The 18,476-nt window shown below is 63.6% G+C and carries 19 protein-coding genes; 10 read left to right on the forward strand and 9 right to left on the reverse strand.

The window, feature by feature from the left end:
- Nucleotides 1-207 precede the first annotated feature (207 nt).
- The 9 genes from ASB58_RS15155 to atzD are packed head-to-tail and all read left to right on the forward strand — an operon-like array spanning nt 208 to nt 8,176.
- Nucleotides 208-1,005 carry a cysteine hydrolase family protein gene (locus ASB58_RS15155; protein WP_118131459.1) on the forward strand — a complete coding sequence of 266 codons (798 nt, stop codon included), beginning with the start codon at nt 208-210 and terminating at the stop codon, nt 1,003-1,005.
- Nucleotides 1,006-1,007: 2 nt separating this feature from the next.
- On the forward strand, nt 1,008-2,051 hold the full coding sequence (locus ASB58_RS15160; protein WP_235827315.1) for an ABC transporter substrate-binding protein: 1,044 nt from the start codon (nt 1,008-1,010) through the stop codon (nt 2,049-2,051).
- A gap of 16 nt (nt 2,052-2,067) precedes the next feature.
- A complete protein-coding gene (locus tag ASB58_RS15165) occupies nt 2,068-2,859 on the forward strand; it encodes an SDR family NAD(P)-dependent oxidoreductase (RefSeq protein ID WP_118131461.1) in 792 nt (263 codons plus the stop codon).
- 9 nt (nt 2,860-2,868) lie between these two features.
- The gene (gene allB / locus ASB58_RS15170; protein WP_118131462.1) at nt 2,869-4,317 is read left to right on the forward strand and encodes an allantoinase AllB; all 1,449 of its coding nucleotides are present in this window, start codon (nt 2,869-2,871) and stop codon (nt 4,315-4,317) included.
- 59 nt (nt 4,318-4,376) lie between these two features.
- The gene (locus tag ASB58_RS15175; RefSeq protein WP_118131463.1) at nt 4,377-5,246 is read left to right on the forward strand and encodes an ABC transporter ATP-binding protein; all 870 of its coding nucleotides are present in this window, start codon (nt 4,377-4,379) and stop codon (nt 5,244-5,246) included.
- Complete coding sequence (locus ASB58_RS15180; protein WP_118131464.1) at nt 5,243-6,025, forward strand: ABC transporter permease; 783 nt, start codon at nt 5,243-5,245, stop codon at nt 6,023-6,025. Before ASB58_RS15175 ends, ASB58_RS15180 begins: the two co-directional genes overlap by 4 nt.
- Nucleotides 6,022-6,621: an LOG family protein gene (locus ASB58_RS15185; protein ID WP_118131465.1), complete on the forward strand. Its 600-nt coding sequence runs from the start codon at nt 6,022-6,024 to the stop codon at nt 6,619-6,621. Before ASB58_RS15180 ends, ASB58_RS15185 begins: the two co-directional genes overlap by 4 nt.
- 14 nt (nt 6,622-6,635) lie before the next feature.
- Nucleotides 6,636-7,061 carry a DUF3830 family protein gene (locus ASB58_RS15190; RefSeq protein ID WP_118131466.1) on the forward strand — a complete coding sequence of 142 codons (426 nt, stop codon included), beginning with the start codon at nt 6,636-6,638 and terminating at the stop codon, nt 7,059-7,061.
- Nucleotides 7,062-7,084: 23 nt separating this feature from the next.
- Nucleotides 7,085-8,176, forward strand: coding sequence for a cyanuric acid amidohydrolase (gene atzD, locus ASB58_RS15195; RefSeq protein WP_118131467.1), 1,092 nt, complete (start codon nt 7,085-7,087; stop codon nt 8,174-8,176).
- Between the two features lie 62 nt (nt 8,177-8,238).
- Here the strand turns inward: atzD and ASB58_RS15200 are convergent, their stop codons facing one another.
- The 9 genes from ASB58_RS15200 to ASB58_RS15240 are packed head-to-tail and all read right to left on the reverse strand — an operon-like array spanning nt 8,239 to nt 16,379.
- A complete protein-coding gene (locus tag ASB58_RS15200) occupies nt 8,239-8,925 on the reverse strand; it encodes a GntR family transcriptional regulator (protein WP_118131468.1) in 687 nt (228 codons plus the stop codon).
- Between the two features lie 6 nt (nt 8,926-8,931).
- Nucleotides 8,932-9,324: an oxalurate catabolism protein HpxZ gene (gene hpxZ, locus ASB58_RS15205; RefSeq protein WP_118131469.1), complete on the reverse strand. Its 393-nt coding sequence runs from the start codon at nt 9,322-9,324 to the stop codon at nt 8,932-8,934.
- On the reverse strand, nt 9,317-9,991 hold the full coding sequence (locus ASB58_RS15210; RefSeq protein ID WP_118131470.1) for a cysteine hydrolase family protein: 675 nt from the start codon (nt 9,989-9,991) through the stop codon (nt 9,317-9,319). The genes hpxZ and ASB58_RS15210 overlap by 8 nt, the downstream gene beginning before the upstream one ends.
- Nucleotides 9,988-11,529 (reverse strand): ABC transporter ATP-binding protein, encoded by a 1,542-nt coding sequence (locus ASB58_RS15215; protein WP_118131471.1) that lies wholly within the window; start codon nt 11,527-11,529, stop codon nt 9,988-9,990. The genes ASB58_RS15210 and ASB58_RS15215 overlap by 4 nt, the downstream gene beginning before the upstream one ends.
- Before the next feature lie 2 nt (nt 11,530-11,531).
- Complete coding sequence (gene biuH, locus ASB58_RS15220; RefSeq protein ID WP_118131472.1) at nt 11,532-12,221, reverse strand: biuret amidohydrolase; 690 nt, start codon at nt 12,219-12,221, stop codon at nt 11,532-11,534.
- 3 nt (nt 12,222-12,224) lie between these two features.
- The gene (locus ASB58_RS15225; protein WP_118131473.1) at nt 12,225-13,232 is read right to left on the reverse strand and encodes a formamidase; all 1,008 of its coding nucleotides are present in this window, start codon (nt 13,230-13,232) and stop codon (nt 12,225-12,227) included.
- 9 nt (nt 13,233-13,241) lie between these two features.
- Complete coding sequence (locus ASB58_RS15230) at nt 13,242-14,162, reverse strand: ABC transporter permease (RefSeq protein ID WP_118131474.1); 921 nt, start codon at nt 14,160-14,162, stop codon at nt 13,242-13,244.
- On the reverse strand, nt 14,155-15,261 hold the full coding sequence (locus ASB58_RS15235) for an ABC transporter permease (RefSeq protein ID WP_118131475.1): 1,107 nt from the start codon (nt 15,259-15,261) through the stop codon (nt 14,155-14,157). Before ASB58_RS15235 ends, ASB58_RS15230 begins: the two co-directional genes overlap by 8 nt.
- Before the next feature lie 8 nt (nt 15,262-15,269).
- On the reverse strand, nt 15,270-16,379 hold the full coding sequence (locus ASB58_RS15240; RefSeq protein WP_118131546.1) for a BMP family ABC transporter substrate-binding protein: 1,110 nt from the start codon (nt 16,377-16,379) through the stop codon (nt 15,270-15,272).
- Nucleotides 16,380-16,756: 377 nt separating this feature from the next.
- Between ASB58_RS15240 and ASB58_RS15245 the strand changes: the two genes are divergently transcribed.
- On the forward strand, nt 16,757-18,454 hold the full coding sequence (locus ASB58_RS15245) for a two-component system response regulator (protein ID WP_118131476.1): 1,698 nt from the start codon (nt 16,757-16,759) through the stop codon (nt 18,452-18,454).
- The last annotated feature ends 22 nt before the right edge of the window (nt 18,455-18,476 follow it).

Raw genomic sequence — 18,476 nt, forward strand, 5'->3', positions numbered from 1 at the left:
GCGCCCGGCGCAGCCACCGCCCCGCCACAGACGTGGCGGCGCGCGAACCCGGCGGCCAAAGCACCACCCCCTGCACGCAAGCGATTTGCCGGGGGCCAGATGGCATCCTTGCGCCAGCATATCCGTTGCCGTATCGGCAACGCAACGCACGCGAAAAGGCGACATTTGATAGTCACTCATGGCATGTGCGCTGCATCGTCTGCCAGCATGAAAAAGACTCCCGGCACTCCCGTGGCCTACGGGCCCCACCCCGACAACGCCTGGCACCAGCATTACGGTGTTACCAGCCTGCTGCGTCCAGCCCGCACGCCAACGCCGCTGCTGTTCACCAGCGACCAGGGCAACCTGGAGCTGGATATCGGCGCCAGCGCACTGGTGGTGGTGGATATGCAGAACGACTTCTGCCACCCCGAAGGCTGGTTTGCCCAAAAAGGGGCCAGCATGCAGGCAACACGGCGCCCCATCCCGCGCCTGCGGCGCCTGCTGCCGGCCTGGCGCGCTGCCGGTGGCCGGGTTATCTGGCTCAACTGGGGCATCCGCGCTGACCGGCTGAACCTGCCGCCGGTAGTGCATTTCGTCGGCAAGCGCAGCGCCAGCGGCGTGGGCTACGGCGAGCATTCGCCAATCGATCACGGCCCGGCACTGGTGCAGGGAACCTGGGGCGCGGAGGTGATCAGCGAGCTGAAGATCGAACCCGCCGATATCCATGTGTACAAGCACCGCCTCAGCGGCTTCTGGGATAACGAGCTGGACAGCATCCTACGCGCGCAGGGCATCACCAGCCTGCTGTTTGCCGGCATCAACACAGACCGCTGTGTTTTTTCGTCCCTGCAGGATGCGGCCTTTCTCGGCTACGACTGCGTTCTGCTGCGAGACGCCTGCTCAACGCCCTCCCCGGCCTATGTCAGCCGCGCCGTTCATTTTCTCGTCGCCCAGTGCCACGGCTTTGTCGCCACGGCCGCTGCGCTCAATACCGCTCTTACCTCAATGCAACAGGAGTCATGACCATGTCATCGAAAGCCCGTCGGCCACGCCAGGCCAACACCCTCACCGCCCTCAGTCTCGGACTCGGCCTGCTGGCCTCTGCCAGCGCGCAGGCCGCAACCGATATCGACCTGGTACTCAACTGGAAATACGAAGGTGCCCAGGCCTGGTTCTTCCTAGCCGAAGACAAGGGCTACTTCAAGGAGCACGACCTCAACGTCACTATCGACCAGGGTGAAGGCTCGGCCGCGTCCATTCCGAAGGTCGCCTCCGGCGTCTACGATGCCGGCTTTGGCGACACCAATGCGCTGATCCAGCTGGCCTCGACCCAGCCTGAGCGCGCGCCTGTGGGCGTCTACATGATCTACAACACCCCGCCGTTCGTCATCGCGGTGAAAAGCGACAGCCCGATCACCGAACCGCAGGATCTGGAAGGCAAGATCGTCGGCGCACCGGCCAACGACGCGGCACTGAAGCTGTTCCCGGCCTTCGCCGAGATGACCGGTATCGACCAGTCCAAGGTCACCATCAACAACATGGCGCCCAACCTGCGTGAGCAACTGCTGATGCGCGGCCAGATCGACGCCGCCTTCGGTTACATCACCACCATCAGCTTCAGCGCCAAGGGCATGGGCATCAACCCGGATGAGCAACTGCGCTTTATTCGCTACGGCGACCACGGCATGGACCTGTACTCCAACTCAATCTTCTTCTCCCAGGAGTTCATCGCCGAGCATCCAGGCGCCGTGCGTGGCTTTGTTGCCGCCATTAACCAGGCCATTCAGGACGCTGTAGCCAACCCCGAAGAAGCCATCGACGCGCTGATGCGCCGTGAACCGCTGCTCAACCGCGAAGTGGAAACCGACAAGATGCTGACCACCGTGCGCAACGACATGAGCCACCCGGAAATCGCCGACATCGGCCTGGGTGACGTCAGCGACGACCGTCTGCAAAAGAACATCGACATCGTGGTCAAGGCCAACCAGCTGGAGAACGCGCCGGCACCATCGCAGATCTTCGACCGCAGCTTCCTGCCGCCACGGGCTGACCGCCCGAGCGAACTGTGAGCAACGGGAGCTACTGATGAATCTTGATCTGCAGGACAAAGTCGTTGTCATTACCGGCCCGGCCAAAGGCATGGGCCGCGCCGTCACCCTCGCCTTCGCCCGCGAAGGCGCCCGCCTGGTGCTCGCCGGTCGCGACCTGGACGCTATCGCGCCGGTCGCCCGGGAAGTCACCGAGCTAGGCAGCGAGGTAGAAGTGGTGCCATGCGACATGACCCGCAGTGCAGACGCCGAGGCCCTTGCGGCCGCGGCACTGGACTGCTTCGGCCGCATCGACGTGCTGGTCAACGTGGCGGGCGGCTCCGGCCCGATCGGCAAGACCGGCTGGGAGACCACCCAGAGCGAGTTCGACGAGATCGTTCAGCTCAACATGACCGGCTGTTTCAACACCATGCGCGCGGTCATGCCCGCCATGATCGAACAGGGCAGCGGCAAGATCGTCAACGTTGGCGGCACCTTCGGCATGCGCGGCCGCGCCGGCCGCATGGCCTATTCCGCCTCCAAGTGGGGCCTGCGCGGTATTACCAAGAGCTTTGCGCTGGAGGCCGGCCCGCACGGTATCAACGTCAACTGCGTCGCCCCCGGCATGGTTGACGGCCCGCGCTTTCGCGACAAGGTGTGCGCCAACATGGCCGCCCAGCTGGATATCAGCCCGGAGGAAGCGGCCACCCGCCACGCCGCCGACTATGCGCTCAAGCGCGTCTCCACCGACCAGGATGTTGCCAATGCCTGCCTGTTTCTCGGCAGCGACGTTTCCCGCCAGATCACCGGCGTCGACCTCCCGGTCGATGGCGGCTGGGCCATGCTTTAGGAGAACCCTATGAACCAAGTTGACCTGCTGATCCGCGGCGCCCGCGTGGTATCAGACCACCAGATTATCGAAGCCTCGGTCGCGATTGACGGCGAGAAGATCGTCGCCGTCGGCCGCGACGAGCTAATGCCGTCGGCACGCGAAGTCGTACAGGCTGATGGCCTGTTCCTGCTGCCGGGCGCCATCGACAGCCACGTCCACTTCCGCGATCCGGGCTACGCCCATAAGGAAACCTGGAAGACCGGCTCGGCAGCTGCCGCCTGCGGTGGCGTCACTACCGTGTTCGACATGCCCAACACCAACCCGCCGACCGGCACCATCGAAGCCCTGCGCCTGAAGCAGAAAGCCGCCGAGTCGTCCTACGTTGATTACGGTATTCACGGCCTGCTGGGGGACGACACCGTCGGCCACTTGGAAGAGTTGGTCGACGCCGGCTGCACCAGCTTCAAGGCGTTTGTCGGCAATACCTTCGGCAACCTGCCGGCGCCCACCGACGGCGCGTTGCTGGAAGGCTTCGAAAAGCTGGCGCCACTGGGTATTCGTACCGTCGTACACGCGGAAAACTCGTCGATTCTCTCCCGTCGCCAGAAGCGCATGCAGGACGCCGGGCGTATCGACGCGCTGGCCCACCTTGCCGCGCGCCCGGTGGTGGCCGAGATCGAGGCCATCGGCCGTGTGCTGACCCTGGCTGAATGGACCGGCGCGCGCGTGCACATTGCCCACCACAGCGCCGCCGACTCGCTGTTTCTGATTCGTGAAGCCAAGCGCCGCGGCGTGGACGTGACCGTTGAGACCTGCCCACAGTACCTGCTGCTCAACACCGACCATAGCGACCGGCTGGGCGGCATCCTGCGCCTGAACCCGCCGATCCGCGAACCCCGGCACAACCAGCCGCTGTGGGATGCGCTGATGGACGGCACCATCGACATGATCGCCACCGACCACGCGCCGCACGCCCCGGAAGAAAAGACTCGCGAGAACATCTGGGAGTGTGATTGCGGCTTCCCCGGCATCGAGACGCAGATGGCGCTGATGCTCACCGAGGTCAACCGCGAGCGCGCCAGCCTGATGGATTACGTGCGCTGGAGTTCGGTCAGCCCGGCCAAGGCCTGGGGCATCTACGGCAAGAAAGGCGTGATCACCCCCGGAGCCGACGCGGATATCGCCATTGTCGATATGCAGCGCAGCGGCATCCTCTCGGAGAACCAGCTGCACAGCACCAGCAAGATTTCGCCCTGGCATGGCCGCCCGGTCAAGGGTTACCCGCTGCACACGCTGGTGCGCGGCAAATTCGTTATGCGCAACGGCGAACTGGTCACCGAGACCGCCGGCTGGGGGCGCTCGGTCAAAGATATCCAGCAGATGCCGACGCCGCGTCCGCAGAACACCGAACACTACACGGACGCAATCCTGAGCACGCCTGAGGGCGTGCGCCCGACTGCGGAGCCGCGGCGGTGAGCCGCTGGCCTATGACAGCCCCGGCGCTCCACGCCGAGGCCGTGCAACAGGAGCAAGCCATGACTGACACCCCATCAGCCAGTGCCCAACGTCCGATGATCGAGCTGTCCGACGTGACCGTGCGTTACGGCGGCAATGTCGTGGCGCTGGACAACACCACCCTGCGCATCGACAAGGGCGATTTTGTTGCCCTGGTCGGCCCCAGCGGCTGCGGCAAGTCCACCATTCTCAAACTGGTCGCCGGCCTGCTGGAGCCGACCGCCGGTGCCGCGATTGTCGGTGGCCGTGAAGTGGGCGCCATCGGCAGCCACGCCAAGCGCCTCGGCCTGGCCTTCCAGAACCCGACCATGCTGCCGTGGCTGAGTATTCTCGACAACGTGATGATCCCGCTGAAGATCGTCGAGCCGTTCCGCCAGGACTACCGCCGCAAGCGCAAGGGCGAGTTCCGCGAACGCGCCGAGGCGCTGCTGGAGCAGGTCGGCCTGGCCGGATTCGGCAACAAGCGCCCCTGGCAGTTGTCCGGCGGCATGCTGCAACGCGCGTCCCTGTGCCGGGCGCTGGTGCATGAGCCCGATATTCTGCTGCTCGACGAGCCCTTCGGCGCCCTCGACCAGTTCACCCGCGAAGAGCTGTGGGACACCATGCAAGACCTGTGGATCAACCGCCGCCCGACCGTGTTGCTGGTGACCCACGACCTGCGCGAGTCGGCCTATCTGGCCAGCCGCATCTGCGTCATGAGTTCACGCCCCGGCCGCATCATCGAAGACCAGCGCGTGACCTTCGCCCGGCCGCGCACCCTGGAATCCAGCTACCAGCCGGACTTCACCACCCTGGTGCAGCAATTGCGCATGAGCATCGCCGAGGCGCGCGCGCCCGGCAGCACGCAGAGCAGCGAGCCCCGCCGTCCGCTTGAAGAGGTATCCGTATGAACAAGCCCCTGCCGCGCTGGCGGCGCAACCTGCTGTCGTTCTCGGCGATGATCGGTTTCTTCCTGCTCTGGGAAGTACTCTGCCGCCTGCTCGGTGTTTCCGAGCTGGTGCTACCGGTACCCAGCCAGATCGCCGCCGTGCTGATCGACAAGATGCCGATCCTCTGGCCACACACCCAGCAGACGCTGATGACCACCCTCATCGGCTTCTTTCTCGGTGTGTTAATCGGCCTGCTGATTGGCGTGATCATCGGCTCCTCCCGGGTCGCCTACGATATCGCCTATCCATTGCTGGTCGGCTTTTCCAGCATTCCCAAGGTCGCTGTGGTACCGATCTTCGTAGTCTGGTTTGGCTCGGGCACCATCCCGGCGATTCTGACCTCGATGGTCATTGGTATCTTCCCGGTGGTGGTCAACGTGGCAACCGGTCTGGCGACCACCGAGCCGGAGCTGGAAGACGTGCTGCGCGTACTCGGCGCCAAGAAGCGCGACATTCTCTGGAACGTCGGCCTACCGCGCACCCTGCCCTATCTGTTTGCCTCGCTGAAGATCGCCCTGACCTCGGCCTTCATCGGTACCGTACTGGCGGAAACCGTGGCCTCCAACAAGGGCATCGGCAACGTGATGATGATTGCCAGCGGCAACTTCGACGTCCCCCTGGTGTTTGCCGGGCTGTTCATTCTGGCTGCCCTGGGCGTCGCCCTGTATTCCGTCTCGGCCCTGCTTGAAAACCGTTTCACCAGCTGGACCCAACGTGGCAAAGGCTCGGAGGCCGCATGAACCGCAACCCATCAATCAACAGTATTGCCGTGTTCTCCGGCTCCAACTTCGGCAGCCATGAGGACTATATCGAACACGCCAAAAAGCTCGGGCAGGCGATTGCCGAGCGCGGTCAGACCATGGTCTACGGCGGCACCACCAAGGGCCTGATGGGCGTGGTGGCCGATGCCGCCCTGGCCGCCGGCGGCGAGGTGATCGGCGTGATCACCGAACGCCTGCGTGAGCGCGGCCACCTGCATCCGGGCCTGACCCGGCACGAGGTGGTCTCCGGCATGCGTGAGCGCAAGGCACGCATGGCCGAGCTGGCCGATGCCTTTGTCGCCCTGCCCGGCGGGCTGGGCACGCTGGAAGAGCTGTTCGAGGTCGCCACCCTGACCCAGCTGGCCGAGCACCAGAAGGCGCTGGCCTGCCTCAACGTGCGCGACTTTTTTGTGCCGCTACGCGCCTTGCTGCTGCACGCTACGACTGAAGGCTTCATGAAGATCGAGCACTGCGACATGCTGATTCTTGAAGCCGACCCGCTCAAAGCGCTTGAGCAGATCGACCAATGGCAAGCCCCCACCGTCACCAAATGGATCGGCCAGCCCGGTTCCTGACCCAAGGAAACCCCATGACCCGCATCAAGATCAGCGCCGGCGGCTTCGACTTTATTGCCGAATGCCACGCCGACGCCCCCGACACCGTGGCCGCCTTTCTCAAGCTGCTGCCCTATCACCAGAAACTGATCCACGTACGCTGGAGTGGTGAAGGCGCCTGGGTGCCGCTGGGCGACTACCAGTTGAAGAACGGCGAGCAGCTTATCGGCTTCGAAAATCACACCAGCCACCCCTCGGTCGGCGACGTGCTGTTTTATCCCGGTGGTTACAGCGAGACCGAGATCATCATGGCCTACGGCGCCTGCAGCTTTTCCAGCAAGCTCGGACAACTGGCCGGCAACCACTTTCTGACCATCATCGAGGGCCGGGAAAACCTCCGCGCCCTCGGTCTGAAGACCCTCTGGGAAGGCGCCCAGGACATCAGCTTCGAACTCGACTGACACTCTCGAATAAGGTACCCATCATGAAAACGCGCGTCACCCGTCTGAGCGCCAGCGCGCCGGACGACATCTCTACCCTGGCCCAAGCCATCAGCCAAGGCCAGATCGATCCCACCCGCGTCATTGCCGTGCTTGGCAAGACCGAAGGCAATGGCTGCGTCAACGACTTCACCCGCGCCTTTGCCACCAGCACCCTGCGCCGCTTCTTTGCCCAGCAGCTGACCTTGTCCGAAGCCAAGGTCGAGGAGCGCATCGCCTTCGTCATGTCCGGCGGCACCGAAGGCGGCCTGAGTCCGCACTGGCTGGTATTCGAAGTCGACGCCAGCGAGCAGGCCGACTACAGCCTGCCGGGTCTGGCCGCTGGCGTCGCCTTTACCCGCGACTTCAAGCCGGAAGAAATTGGCCGCCTGGAGCAGGTCAATGAAACCCGCGATGCCGTGACGCGCGCGATGGCCAGCGCCGGAATCCAGCATCAAGACGACGTGCATTTTGTGCAGATCAAGTGCCCGCTGCTGACCGCCTCGCGCATCAGCGAAGCCGCCAGCCGGGGGCACACCACCGCCTGCCACGATACCTACGAATCCATGGGCTACTCGCGTGGCGCCTCGGCACTGGGCGTGGCCGTGGCCCTGGGCGATCTGATGGAAGAACAGCTCAGCAACGAGAAAATCTGCAGCGACTGGTCGCTCTACTCCACCCGTGCCAGTACGTCTGCCGGCATCGAGCTGCTGCGTAATGAAGTGCTGGTGCTGGGGAACGCCGCCGGCTGGGACCCGGCCTACCGTATCGGCCACGCAGTGATGGAAGACGCACTGGATACCGCCGCCATCGACCGCGCGCTGGCCAGCATGCCCGGCGGCGCGCAGCTGACCGTCACCGCCGATAACCTCACCGGCCTGCTGGTCAAGGCCGAGCCCTCAGCCTCCGGCGAGATTCGCGGCAACCGTCACGTGATGAGTGACGACAGCGACATCAACGGCTCGCGCCACGCGCGCTCGCTGGTTGGTGGCGTGCTGGCCGGCAGGCTGGGCGACACTCGGCTGTTCGTCTCCGGCGGTGCAGAGCATCAAGGCCCCAACGGCGGCGGCCCGCTGGCACTGATTCTGCGCGCCTGACGCAGCCCAGAAACACCAAAGCCCCGCCAGTGCGGGGCTTTCCTGTTGCTCTTGGCTGCAGCTTAATCGCCGCGGTAGGTGCGCCGCGCCGCCTCCAGCATCGACAGGCTGATCTTGTGCACTTCCTGCCGGCTGTGTTCGATGTGTGCGCGCAGTAGACGACTGGCCTCGTCGCGCCGTCGTGCAGCAATTGCCTTGAGGATATCGGCGTGTTCTTCGTAGGTCTTTTCAATGCGCTGCGCCTGATAGAAATCCAGACGCCGCACGATACGAATGCGCTCGCAGACTTCCTGATGAATGCGCGCCGCCTCGCGGTTGCCGGCCAGACGCAGCAGCTCGAAGTGAAACTGCTCATCCAGTTCGGCCATGACCTGCATGCCCGTTTGTCGCTCATCCAGCGCAACCACCCACACGCGCATCAAGGGTTCCAGCACCTGACGCACGTCTTCGGCCGCGCAAAGCCGGTCCAATGCCGCGCATTCCAGGCTGATGCGCACCTCGTAGAGTTCGTCGATACGCTCGAAATCCAGCGGCTTGACCGACCAACCGCGGCGCAGGCCGACTTCCAGGTAACCTTCGCGCTCCAGGCGGTACAGCGCATCGCGCACGGGTGTACGTGACACCTCATAGCGCTCTGCTATCTGGTTTTCACTGAAACGGTCGTGGGGCAGCAGGACGAAATCAAAGATATCTTGCTTGACCCGCTGATAGACCTGATCGGCCAGGGAAACAGCCTGCAATTGCGCCATCTGCGCTCATTCCTGAAGTGAAGACAGGTCGATACTGACATGCGCGGCGACGACCTGCCAGCGCCCGTCGATCCGCGCCCAGGTCTGCATCTGCCGGCCGACGCGAGCGGTTTCGCCGTCACGGAACTGGGTGCTGACGGTGGCGTAGTCCTCACCAAAGGTACTGACCACCGTGTTGTACAGCTCACGACCCGGCCCGACCGGCACACACACCCGCCGATAGGCAGCGATCTCCTGCGCGCCATACAGGTTCTCGGCCACGCCGTAACGCACGGTATGTTCGCTGTCCCAAAAGTAGTGATCCAGCGTTTCCATCTCGTTGACCAGCAACGCCCGCTCGTAGTCGATAAACGCCTCGGTTACCTGTTTGACGACCTCGGGCAGGTTGATATCAGTCATGACGCACTCCAAGACGTGCCTGCAGCTGCTGCAGGAGGGCAACGCGGCCCACGATACCGCCCTGAGCGGTAATCATGGCCAGCGTGGCTTGTTTAAATTCGGGGAAATAGCTTTCGGTGGCCTCGTCGATCAGCAGGCAGCGATAACCGCGATCGTTGGCCTCGCGCATGCTGGTCTGCACGCAGACCTCGGTGGTGACGCCCGCAAAGATCAGGCTGTCGATGCCCTGCTGCTGCAGACGCTCATGCAGGCCCGTGGCATAGAACATGCCCTTGCCGGGCTTATCGATCACCCACTCACCCGCCAGCGGCGCAACGGCTTCCAGAATCTGGTTGCCGGGCTCGCCGCGCACCAGAATTCGCCCCATCGGGCCGACATCACCAATCTGCATGCCCGGCGGCCCGCCAGCGCGCTTGGCCGGCGGACAGTCGGACAAGTCCGGCAGGTGCGACTCACGGGTGTGAATCACCAGCAGCCCAGCCTCACGCCCCAGCGCCAGCAGCTGCTGCACCGCCGGGATGATAGCCGCGAGCGGCGTGACATCATTGCCCAGCGCGGCGCCAAAGCCGCCGGGTTCGATAAAGTCGCGCTGCATGTCGATAACCACCAGCGCGGTGCGCTGCGGGTCGAAGCTGAAGTTATCGGGTACTGCGGTTACCTCGATCATCCTGCCACCTGCTGAGCTGCTTGTTCGGTACCCGCCATATAGCGTCCGAGCACCTGCCGTTCAGCCTCGGCCGGGACCGTCTGGTGATTGATTTCGCCATCGTGGATAACCAGGATGCGGTCCGACAGCTCCAGCAGTTCGTCCAGATCTTCACTCAGCAGCAGCACCGCCGCGCCGCGGTTGCGCGCCTCCAGCAAACGCCGGTGAATCAGTGCTACCGAGGCGAAATCCAGCCCGAATACCGGGTTGGAGACAATCAGCACAGCCACGTCCTCGGTCAGCTCCCGCGCCAGCACGGCACGCTGAACATTACCGCCGGACAGGGTGCCGATTGGCCGGTCCGGGTCATTCGGACGGACCTGAAAGCGGCTGATCAGCTCACGCGCGCGCTCACGGATCGCTTTGCGATTGATCAACCAGCCGCTGCGGCACAACGGTGCATGATCGTAGTCGCGCAGCGCGAGGTTTTCCGCCACGCTAAGGCCGGCAATGCAGGCGTTGCGCAGCGGCTCTTCGGGCAGACTGTAGACTTTTTCGCGCTGCATCTCGGCGCGACTGGCGCTGTAGGGGCGGCCGTTGACCCGCACCTCGCCGGCGCTGGCCGGTCGCTGGCCCAGCAGGGCTTCGGTCAATTCACGCTGGCCGTTACCGGAAATCCCGGCAATACCGACAATCTCGCCCGGCAAAACCGACAGTGATACCCCGCGCACCGCCAGGGTGCCGCGATCATTGGCCACCTTCAGGTTGCTGACTTCCAAACCCGGCGTGCGCTCATCCTCACGTATCACGCGCTCCAGCGCGGTGTGCTGTTCGCGGCTCTCACCCATCATCCAGGCCGATAGCTCCGCTTCATCGGTGTCGGCGACCGCCTTGCTGCCGACCAGTTGCCCACGCCGCAATACGGTTACATCGTCGGCAAAACGCATCACTTCGCCGAACTTGTGGGTAATCATCAGCACCGACAGCTCGCCGGCATAGGCCAATTGCTGCATCAGGCCGAGCACTTCTTCGGCCTCCTGCGGGGTCAGTACCGAGGTCGGCTCGTCAAGAATGATGAAACGGCGATCCAGATACAGCTGCTTGAGAATCTCCAGCTTCTGTTTTTCACCGGCCGCCAGCGAGCTGACCGCCCGCTCGATATCCAGCTTGAACGGCATGCGCGCCATAAAGGCCGTCAGCGCCGCCCTCTCCTGTTTCCAGTCGACGGCCCACGGCAGTTCACCGCGCGACAGCACCAGGTTTTCCGCCACGCTGAGCCCCGGGGCCACAGTAAAGTGCTGATAGACCATGCCGATGCCGAGTGAATGGGAGTCACGCGGGGACTGGATACTCTGCTCCTTGCCGCCCACCAGCACACTGCCCTCATCCAGCGGGCCGTAGCCAACGATCCCCTTGACCAGCGTGCTCTTGCCCGCGCCATTCTCACCCAGCAGCGCGTGTACGGTGCCGGGGCGCACACGCATGGAGACGTTGTCCAGCGCGCGAAAATTGCCGAAGACCTTGCCGGCGCCGATGGTTTCCAGACTCAGGGCACGCATGCTCAGCTCCGCTTGAGGCAGTCGATCAGCATGGCCGAATCGCCAATCGCGCCGAACACGCCGCCCTGCATCTTGACCATGCTCAAGGCCGCCAGGTGGTTGGCGTGGTCGGTCGCGCCGCAGCAGTCTTCCAGCAGGATGCACTCAAAGCCGCGGTCATTCGCCTCGCGCATGGTGGTGTGCACGCATACGTCCGTGGTGATGCCGGCCAGAATGATGTTTTCGATGCCACGGGTACGCAGGATCAACTCCAGGTCAGTGGCGCAAAACGAGCCTTTGCCGGGCTTGTCGATGATGATCTCGCCATCCAGCGGGGCCAGCTCGGGAATGATTTCCCAGCCTGGCTCACCGCGCACCAGAATGCGCCCGCAGGGGCCGGTGTCTCCGATTCCCGCGCCGATACGCTGCGAACGCCAGCGCTTGTTCGCCGGCAGATCAGACAGATCCGGGCGATGCCCTTCACGGGTGTGAATGATCCAGAAGCCCTGCTCGCGCAGCACCTCCAGCACCCGGCTGATCGGCTCGATCGGTGCGCGGGTCAGCGACAGGTCATAGCCCATCGAGTCGACATAGCCGCCCTTGCCGCAAAAATCGGTCTGCATATCGATCACGATCAACGCCGTATTTTCCGGCGTCAGGTTGCCGTTGTAGGGCCAGGGATAGGGAGCAGAGTCCAGATAGCGTTCGGTCATGGTTCAGTGCTCCTCAGCCGGTTGATAGGTGCGTTCGGGTGTGTCAAAGCCGCAGGAGGTACCGTCGGTGTGGACCACCTCGTCTTCCCAGGGCAGCCGGTATTTGCCAGCGACCAGATCGTGCATGTAGCTGTAGGGCGCATCCTGCGCGCCGCCCTTGACGGCCGTGTAGCCGCGATGGCCGAACTGATAGATGTTGTTTTCCACGCCCCAGTGAATACGCGCTTCGCGCACCAGATCCGGGCGCATTTCGCAGCTGACAATCTCGTCGGCACGGCCGCCACCCACCGCCATCGGCGTGCCGTCGAAGTCGACAAACATCGCCTCGCCCATGGAGTCGAAGGTGCCGTCTGAGCCGCACATGCACACGCTGGCGGTCTGCATCAGGTTGCAGAAGCTGTTGGCCTGGTTGGTGATCTGCCAAGAATGACGGATCGGCGCGGTGTAGCCGGCGGTGCGGATCATGATTTCCGCGCCCTTGTAAGCACATTCTCGGGCCATCTCGGGGAACATGCCGTCGTGGCAGATGATCAGCGCCAGCTTGCTGCCCTTGGGTCCGTCACAGACCGGAATCCCAAGATTACCCGGCTCCCACGGCTCGACCGGGACCCACGGATGCAGCTTGCGGTAATACAACTGAATCTCGCCCTGGTCGTTGACGATAATGCCGCTGTTGTAGGGGTTACCGTTGGGGTTGGCTTCCATGATCGAGAAGCAGCCCCAGATTGCGTTATCGACGCAGGCCTGACGCAGGGCGCTGACTTCCGGGCCATCGAGGGTGCACATGATGTCGTCGGAGGTATCCATCGACAGGCCGTGCAGCGAGTATTCCGGGAAGACGATCAGATCCATCCCGGCCACACTGCGCCGCGCCTTGCCAACCATGGCAACGACCTTCTGGGTCTGCTCCCACAGCTCGGCACGGGTATGCGGATCAGGCAAGGCCAGTTGCGCCAGGCCGATGACAACACCGTTAGGCGACTTGTTAAGACCACCAAGACCACTGGACATGGGTATCTCCTATCGAGTCAGACTGAGCTCGCCGGGGGCGCCGCTCAGGGTTTGATTGGGCCGGCAGGTGATGAACATCACTGCCAGCGTGAGCGCGTAGGGCGCAGCAGCAAACAGGTAGTAACCCGCGCTGATGCCGACCGACTGCAAGGCCGGGCCGATAGCACCGGCAGCGCCGAACAGCAGCGCCGCCCACAGGCAGCGCATGGGTTGCCAGCGGGCAAAGATCACCAGCGCAACCGCCATGATCCCCTGCCCGCTCGACAGCCCTTCGTTCCAGCTGCCCGGGTAATACAGCGACAGGTAGGCACCGCCGATACCGGCCAGAAAGCCGCCGGCTGCGGTTGCGGCGATGCGCACCAGCACCGGGCGATAGCCCAGCGCACGGGCCGATTCGGCATGGTCACCCACCAGCCGCAGCATCAGACCCCAGCGCGTACTACGCAGGCCCCAATGCAGCGCAAAGGCCAGTGCCACGCCGATAAAGAACAACACGTTGATACTGAGCGCCGAGCGCACCCGCTCGTCATCGCTCCAGTCACCCAGCCCGATGGCCACCAAAGACGGCGCCTGTGGCTGGATAAAGTTCTTGCCGAGGAAGAAGGCCAGGCCAGTGCCCAGCACCATCAGCGCGATACCCACAGCAATGTCGTTGACCCGCGGCAGCGAACAGATCGCCCCATGCAACAGCCCGAGCAGCAAACCGGTGCCGCCGGCGGCCAAGACGCCCGTCCAGGCCGAACCGCTCAGGTAAGCCACGGCGTACCCCGCCATCGCGCCACTGACCAGAATGCCTTCCAGACCCAGGTTGATGCGCCCGCTCTTCTCCGTCAGGCACTCGCCGAGGCTGACAAAAATGAACGGTGTACCGACCCGGATTGCACCGGCCAGCAGGGCCAGAAAGAAAGTCGCCAGATCAAGATCAGCCATGTTGCAACGCCTCCTGCGTCTGTTCGGCACGCTCATTCAGACGCAAGCGCCAGGCGACGATGCGCGGGGTCAAGGCTTCCCAGGCCAGCAGGCTGGTAAACAGAATCCCCTCCAGGATCAGCGTGGTGGCGTTCGGCAGGCCGAGTCGGCGCTGCAGCAGACTGCCACTGGCCTCGATGCCGCCCAGCAGGATGGCGCAGACAATGATCGCCAGCGGGTTCTGCCGTGCCGCAAAGGCGACCAGAATGCCGCTGGCACCGTAGCCGGCGATAATTGCCGCGTTGGCACTGCCCTGCACGGCGGCCACTTCAAACATCCCGGCTAGGCCGGCGCAAGCGCCGCCCAGCACACAGGTCAGAATCACCAACCGGTCAACCGGCAGACCGATCATGCGTGCGGTGCGGACGTTGCCACCGACTACCTGCAGCGAGAAACCGGTAACGCTGTTGCGCACCAATACCTGAGCAAGTAAGCAGGCGATAACCCCCACCACCAGCCCCCAGTGCACCTGAAAGGCGTCACTGATCGGGCCGATCATAACGCTGTCATCCAGCGGAATGGTCGAGGGCTTGTTAAGGCTGGCCGGGTCACGCAGCGGGCCTTCAACCAGTTGGTTGAAGATCGCGATGGCAACGTAGGAAAGCAGCAGGCTGCCGATGGTTTCATTCAGGCCGCGTTTCTGGCGCATCCAGCCGTTCAGACCGATCCAGAACCCACCGACCACCATCGCCGACAGCGCCATGCACAGCAGCAAGGGCACCACCGGCAAGCCCGGCAGCCAGAGCGGCGTTACCGCTGCGGCCAGCCCACCCAGCACCAGCGCACCTTCACCGCCGATAATGATCAAGCCGGCCCGCGCCGGCAGCGCCACGCAGAGCGCCGTCAGCATCAGCGGCGCGGCACGTTGCAGGGTGTTTTCCCAGGCGAAGGCCGAGCCGAATGCCCCTTGTACCACCAGCTGACAGGCCTGCCAGGCAGGCTTGCCCTGCACTGCCAAAAACAGCATGAACAGCACAAAGGTTGTCAGCGCAGCGAGCAGGGTTGGCAGACCGGGGAGCAACAGCCCCCCGGCCCGATAGACCGCATTTCGAGGTTTCATCAGCTACCTCAAATCTGGCCGCGCACGCCTTCGACCAGATAGTCCATGCTCTCCAGCACGACATCGGTCTGACCCAGCGCAGTGCCGGCGGCGATCACCTCATTGCCCTGATTGTCCTTCAGCGGACCGCGGAAGATGGCGTACCCACCGGCCAGCATCTCCGCCTTGACAGCGTCAGCGCGTGCCTTGGCCTCATCGCTGACCAGCGGCCCGTAGGGCGAGGTCTTGACGAAGCCTTCCTTCAGGCCGCCCCGCAGGAAGTTGATCATCGGCTCACCGGCCTGCGACGCCGCCACGTGGGCGCGGTACGGGGTTTCCCAGTTCCACTCGGCACCGGTCAGGTAGCCCTTGGGCGCCAGCGCGGATTGATCGGCGTGATAGCCACAGGTCATGGCGCCGCGTTTCTCGGCAGTCTCCACGATGACCTTGGGGCCATCGACGTGGCAGGTCAGCACGTCACAGCTTTGGTCGATCAGGCTGTTGGCCGCTTCGGCTTCCTTGATCGGCAAGGACCAGTCACCGGTAAAGATCACGGTGGTCGTAATCTCCGGGTCAACCGAGCGCGCGCCCAGGGTAAAGGCGTTGATGTTGCGCAGCACCTGCGGTACCGGCTTGGCGGCGATAAAACCGAGCTTCTTGGTCTTGCTGGCAAAGCCGGCAACCACGCCGTTCAGATACTGGCCTTCGTCGATGTAACCAAAGAAGCTGCCGGCATTGGTCGGGTGCACGCCTTCGGTCCACAGGCCGCCGCAGTGGGCGAAGTGCACATCGGGGAAGCGCTCGGCCATCTTGATGACATGGGGGTCGAAGTAACCGAAGGAGGTCGGGAAAATCAGGGTAGCGCCGTCCTGACGGATCATCGCTTCCATGGATTTCTGCACCGCAACTGTCTCGGGCACGTTCTCCTCTTCAATCACCACCACATTCGGCAGCGTCTTGATGATGGCGGCCGCCTCGGCATGCGCCTGGTTGTAGCCAAAGTCATCACGGGCGCCGACATAAATAAAACCGACAACCAGCGGATTATCGGCTGCACGAGCCACGCTGAAAGGCATGGCGGCGGTGGCGCCAATCAGGCCCATGAGTTTGAGAAGGGTACGACGATCAATGCTCGACATGGATAGCTCCTTGGTGAGTGTGCGCTGCCAGCTGCCTGCGCACCGACCACGAAGCATCTGCACGCATTTGAATACCAGCTTGTATACCAGCATGCACACCAGCAAGCATTGATCGTGCCAGCGCTCTACCACCGCGGTTGGCGGGCTGCGGCGCAGGTTATCGGCCTGCACCTGCACAGGCTTGGTGCGCGATAGAAATGACTGCACCAGATAGGGTCTGCTCGACCAAGGCATCAGCGCTCGCCAGATCGTCAGCCCGACTTCGACAGAGGGGCGTGTGTCAACTAAGGTGAAAGCCAGGGACAAAACAGTTGCGCCCGTCTTCAGGCCAGCGACACGGCGATAGGAGCGCAACGGACAAACAATGGACTCTGTGCATGCGCGAGAACGGCTTTGCTCCTGTACCAGTCATCCTGATTGTCGACGATCAGCCCACTGACACCCTGCTGCTGCAGGAGGCTGTCGCCGACCTGGGGGATATCTACACGGCCCACGACGGCGCTGCGGCGCTGGCACTCGCCAACGCCCATCACCCGGACCTGATCCTGCTGGACGTGCAGATGCCTGGCATGAGCGGCTTCCAGCTGTGCAAGACGATCAAGGCGACCCCGCGTCTGCGGGATGCCGCCATCGTGTTCGTTACCGCGCACACGCAGACCGACAACGAGCTGATGGCGCTGGAATACGGCGGCATCGACTTCATTCAGAAGCCACTCAGCCTGCCGGTGGTCCGCGCCCGAGCCAAGGCTCAACTGGCGCTGCGAGCTGAGGCCAAGCGCCTGGCCTACTACGACGAACTGACCGCCCTGCCCAACCGCACCTTGCTGGGCGACCGTGCAGAGCAGGCCCTGCACAGCGCGCGCGCCACAGACGGCAAGGCCGCACTGGTGCTGCTGGATCTGGACAACTTCAAGGGCATCAACGACTCGATCAACCACCGCATGGGCGACTGCATTCTGATCGAGCTGGCCCACCGACTGCAGTGCCATTGTCCGGCGACCGAAACCCTCAGCCGCCATGGCGGCGACGAATTCCTGCTGATGATTCCTGATCTCACCTCCTCGCAGGCGCTCGGCGAACGCGTCGACGAACTGCTGAGGGTGGTGGCGCAACCGCTGAGCATTGATGGCCACCGCCTGCAGCTGACCTGCAGTGCCGGCATCAGCGTCTACCCGGAGGACGGCGACAATCTGGATGTACTGTTCCGCCATGCAGAGGCCGCCATGTACCAGGCCAAACAGAGCGGGCGCGGCCTGTACCGCTTTTTCTCCAGGCATCTGGAGGTTGATGCCCGTGCGCGCCACCAGCTGGAGGTGCACCTGCGCGAAGCGCTCAACAGTGGAGCACTCAGCGTGTTCTACCAGCCGCGGTATGACGCCGCGCTCGGCACGGCCGATGGCATGGAGGCGCTGGTGCGCTGGCAGCGGGGCGAACGCATGGTCTCACCCGCCGACTTCATCCCCCTGGCGGAGGAAACCGGGCTGATCATCCCGCTCGGTCGTCAGGTCATGCTGCAGGCCTGCTGCGACGCCCATACCCTGATGCAGGACGGGCTGCGCATCTGCGTCGGGGTCAATATCTCTACCGTGCAGTTTCGCGATCCGTCCTTTCTCTCCATGGTCAGGGAAGCACTGCACGACACCGGCCTGCCGCCAGAGCTGCTGGAGCTGGAGATCACCGAGGGCGTGATGGCCAGAGATATCGAGCATACCCGCACGCTGCTGACCGAACTCAAGCAGATGGGCGTACGTATCGCCGTGGACGACTTTGGTACCGGTTATTCCAGCCTGGCCTACATCAAGAACCTGCCGATCGACGTACTGAAAATCGACCAGAGCTTCGTCCGCGACATGCTGAGCGACCGCAGTGATGCTGCGATTGTCGAAGCCATCGTGCAGATGGGCCACGCCCTTGAGCTGGAGCTGATCGCCGAGGGCGTCGAGTCGGCCGAGCAGGCCGAGGCACTGAAGGCACAGGGCTGCAGGCTGATGCAGGGTTACCACTATTGCCGACCGATCCCCTTCAGCCAGCTACGCCAGCAACTGCGCACCCAACACTGTCAGCAGGGACGATAACGACAATTGATAGCAACCCTCT

The sequence above is a fragment of the Pseudomonas abyssi genome (genome assembly GCF_003444685.1).
GTDB classification, from domain to species: Bacteria; Pseudomonadota; Gammaproteobacteria; order Pseudomonadales; family Pseudomonadaceae; genus Halopseudomonas; species Halopseudomonas abyssi.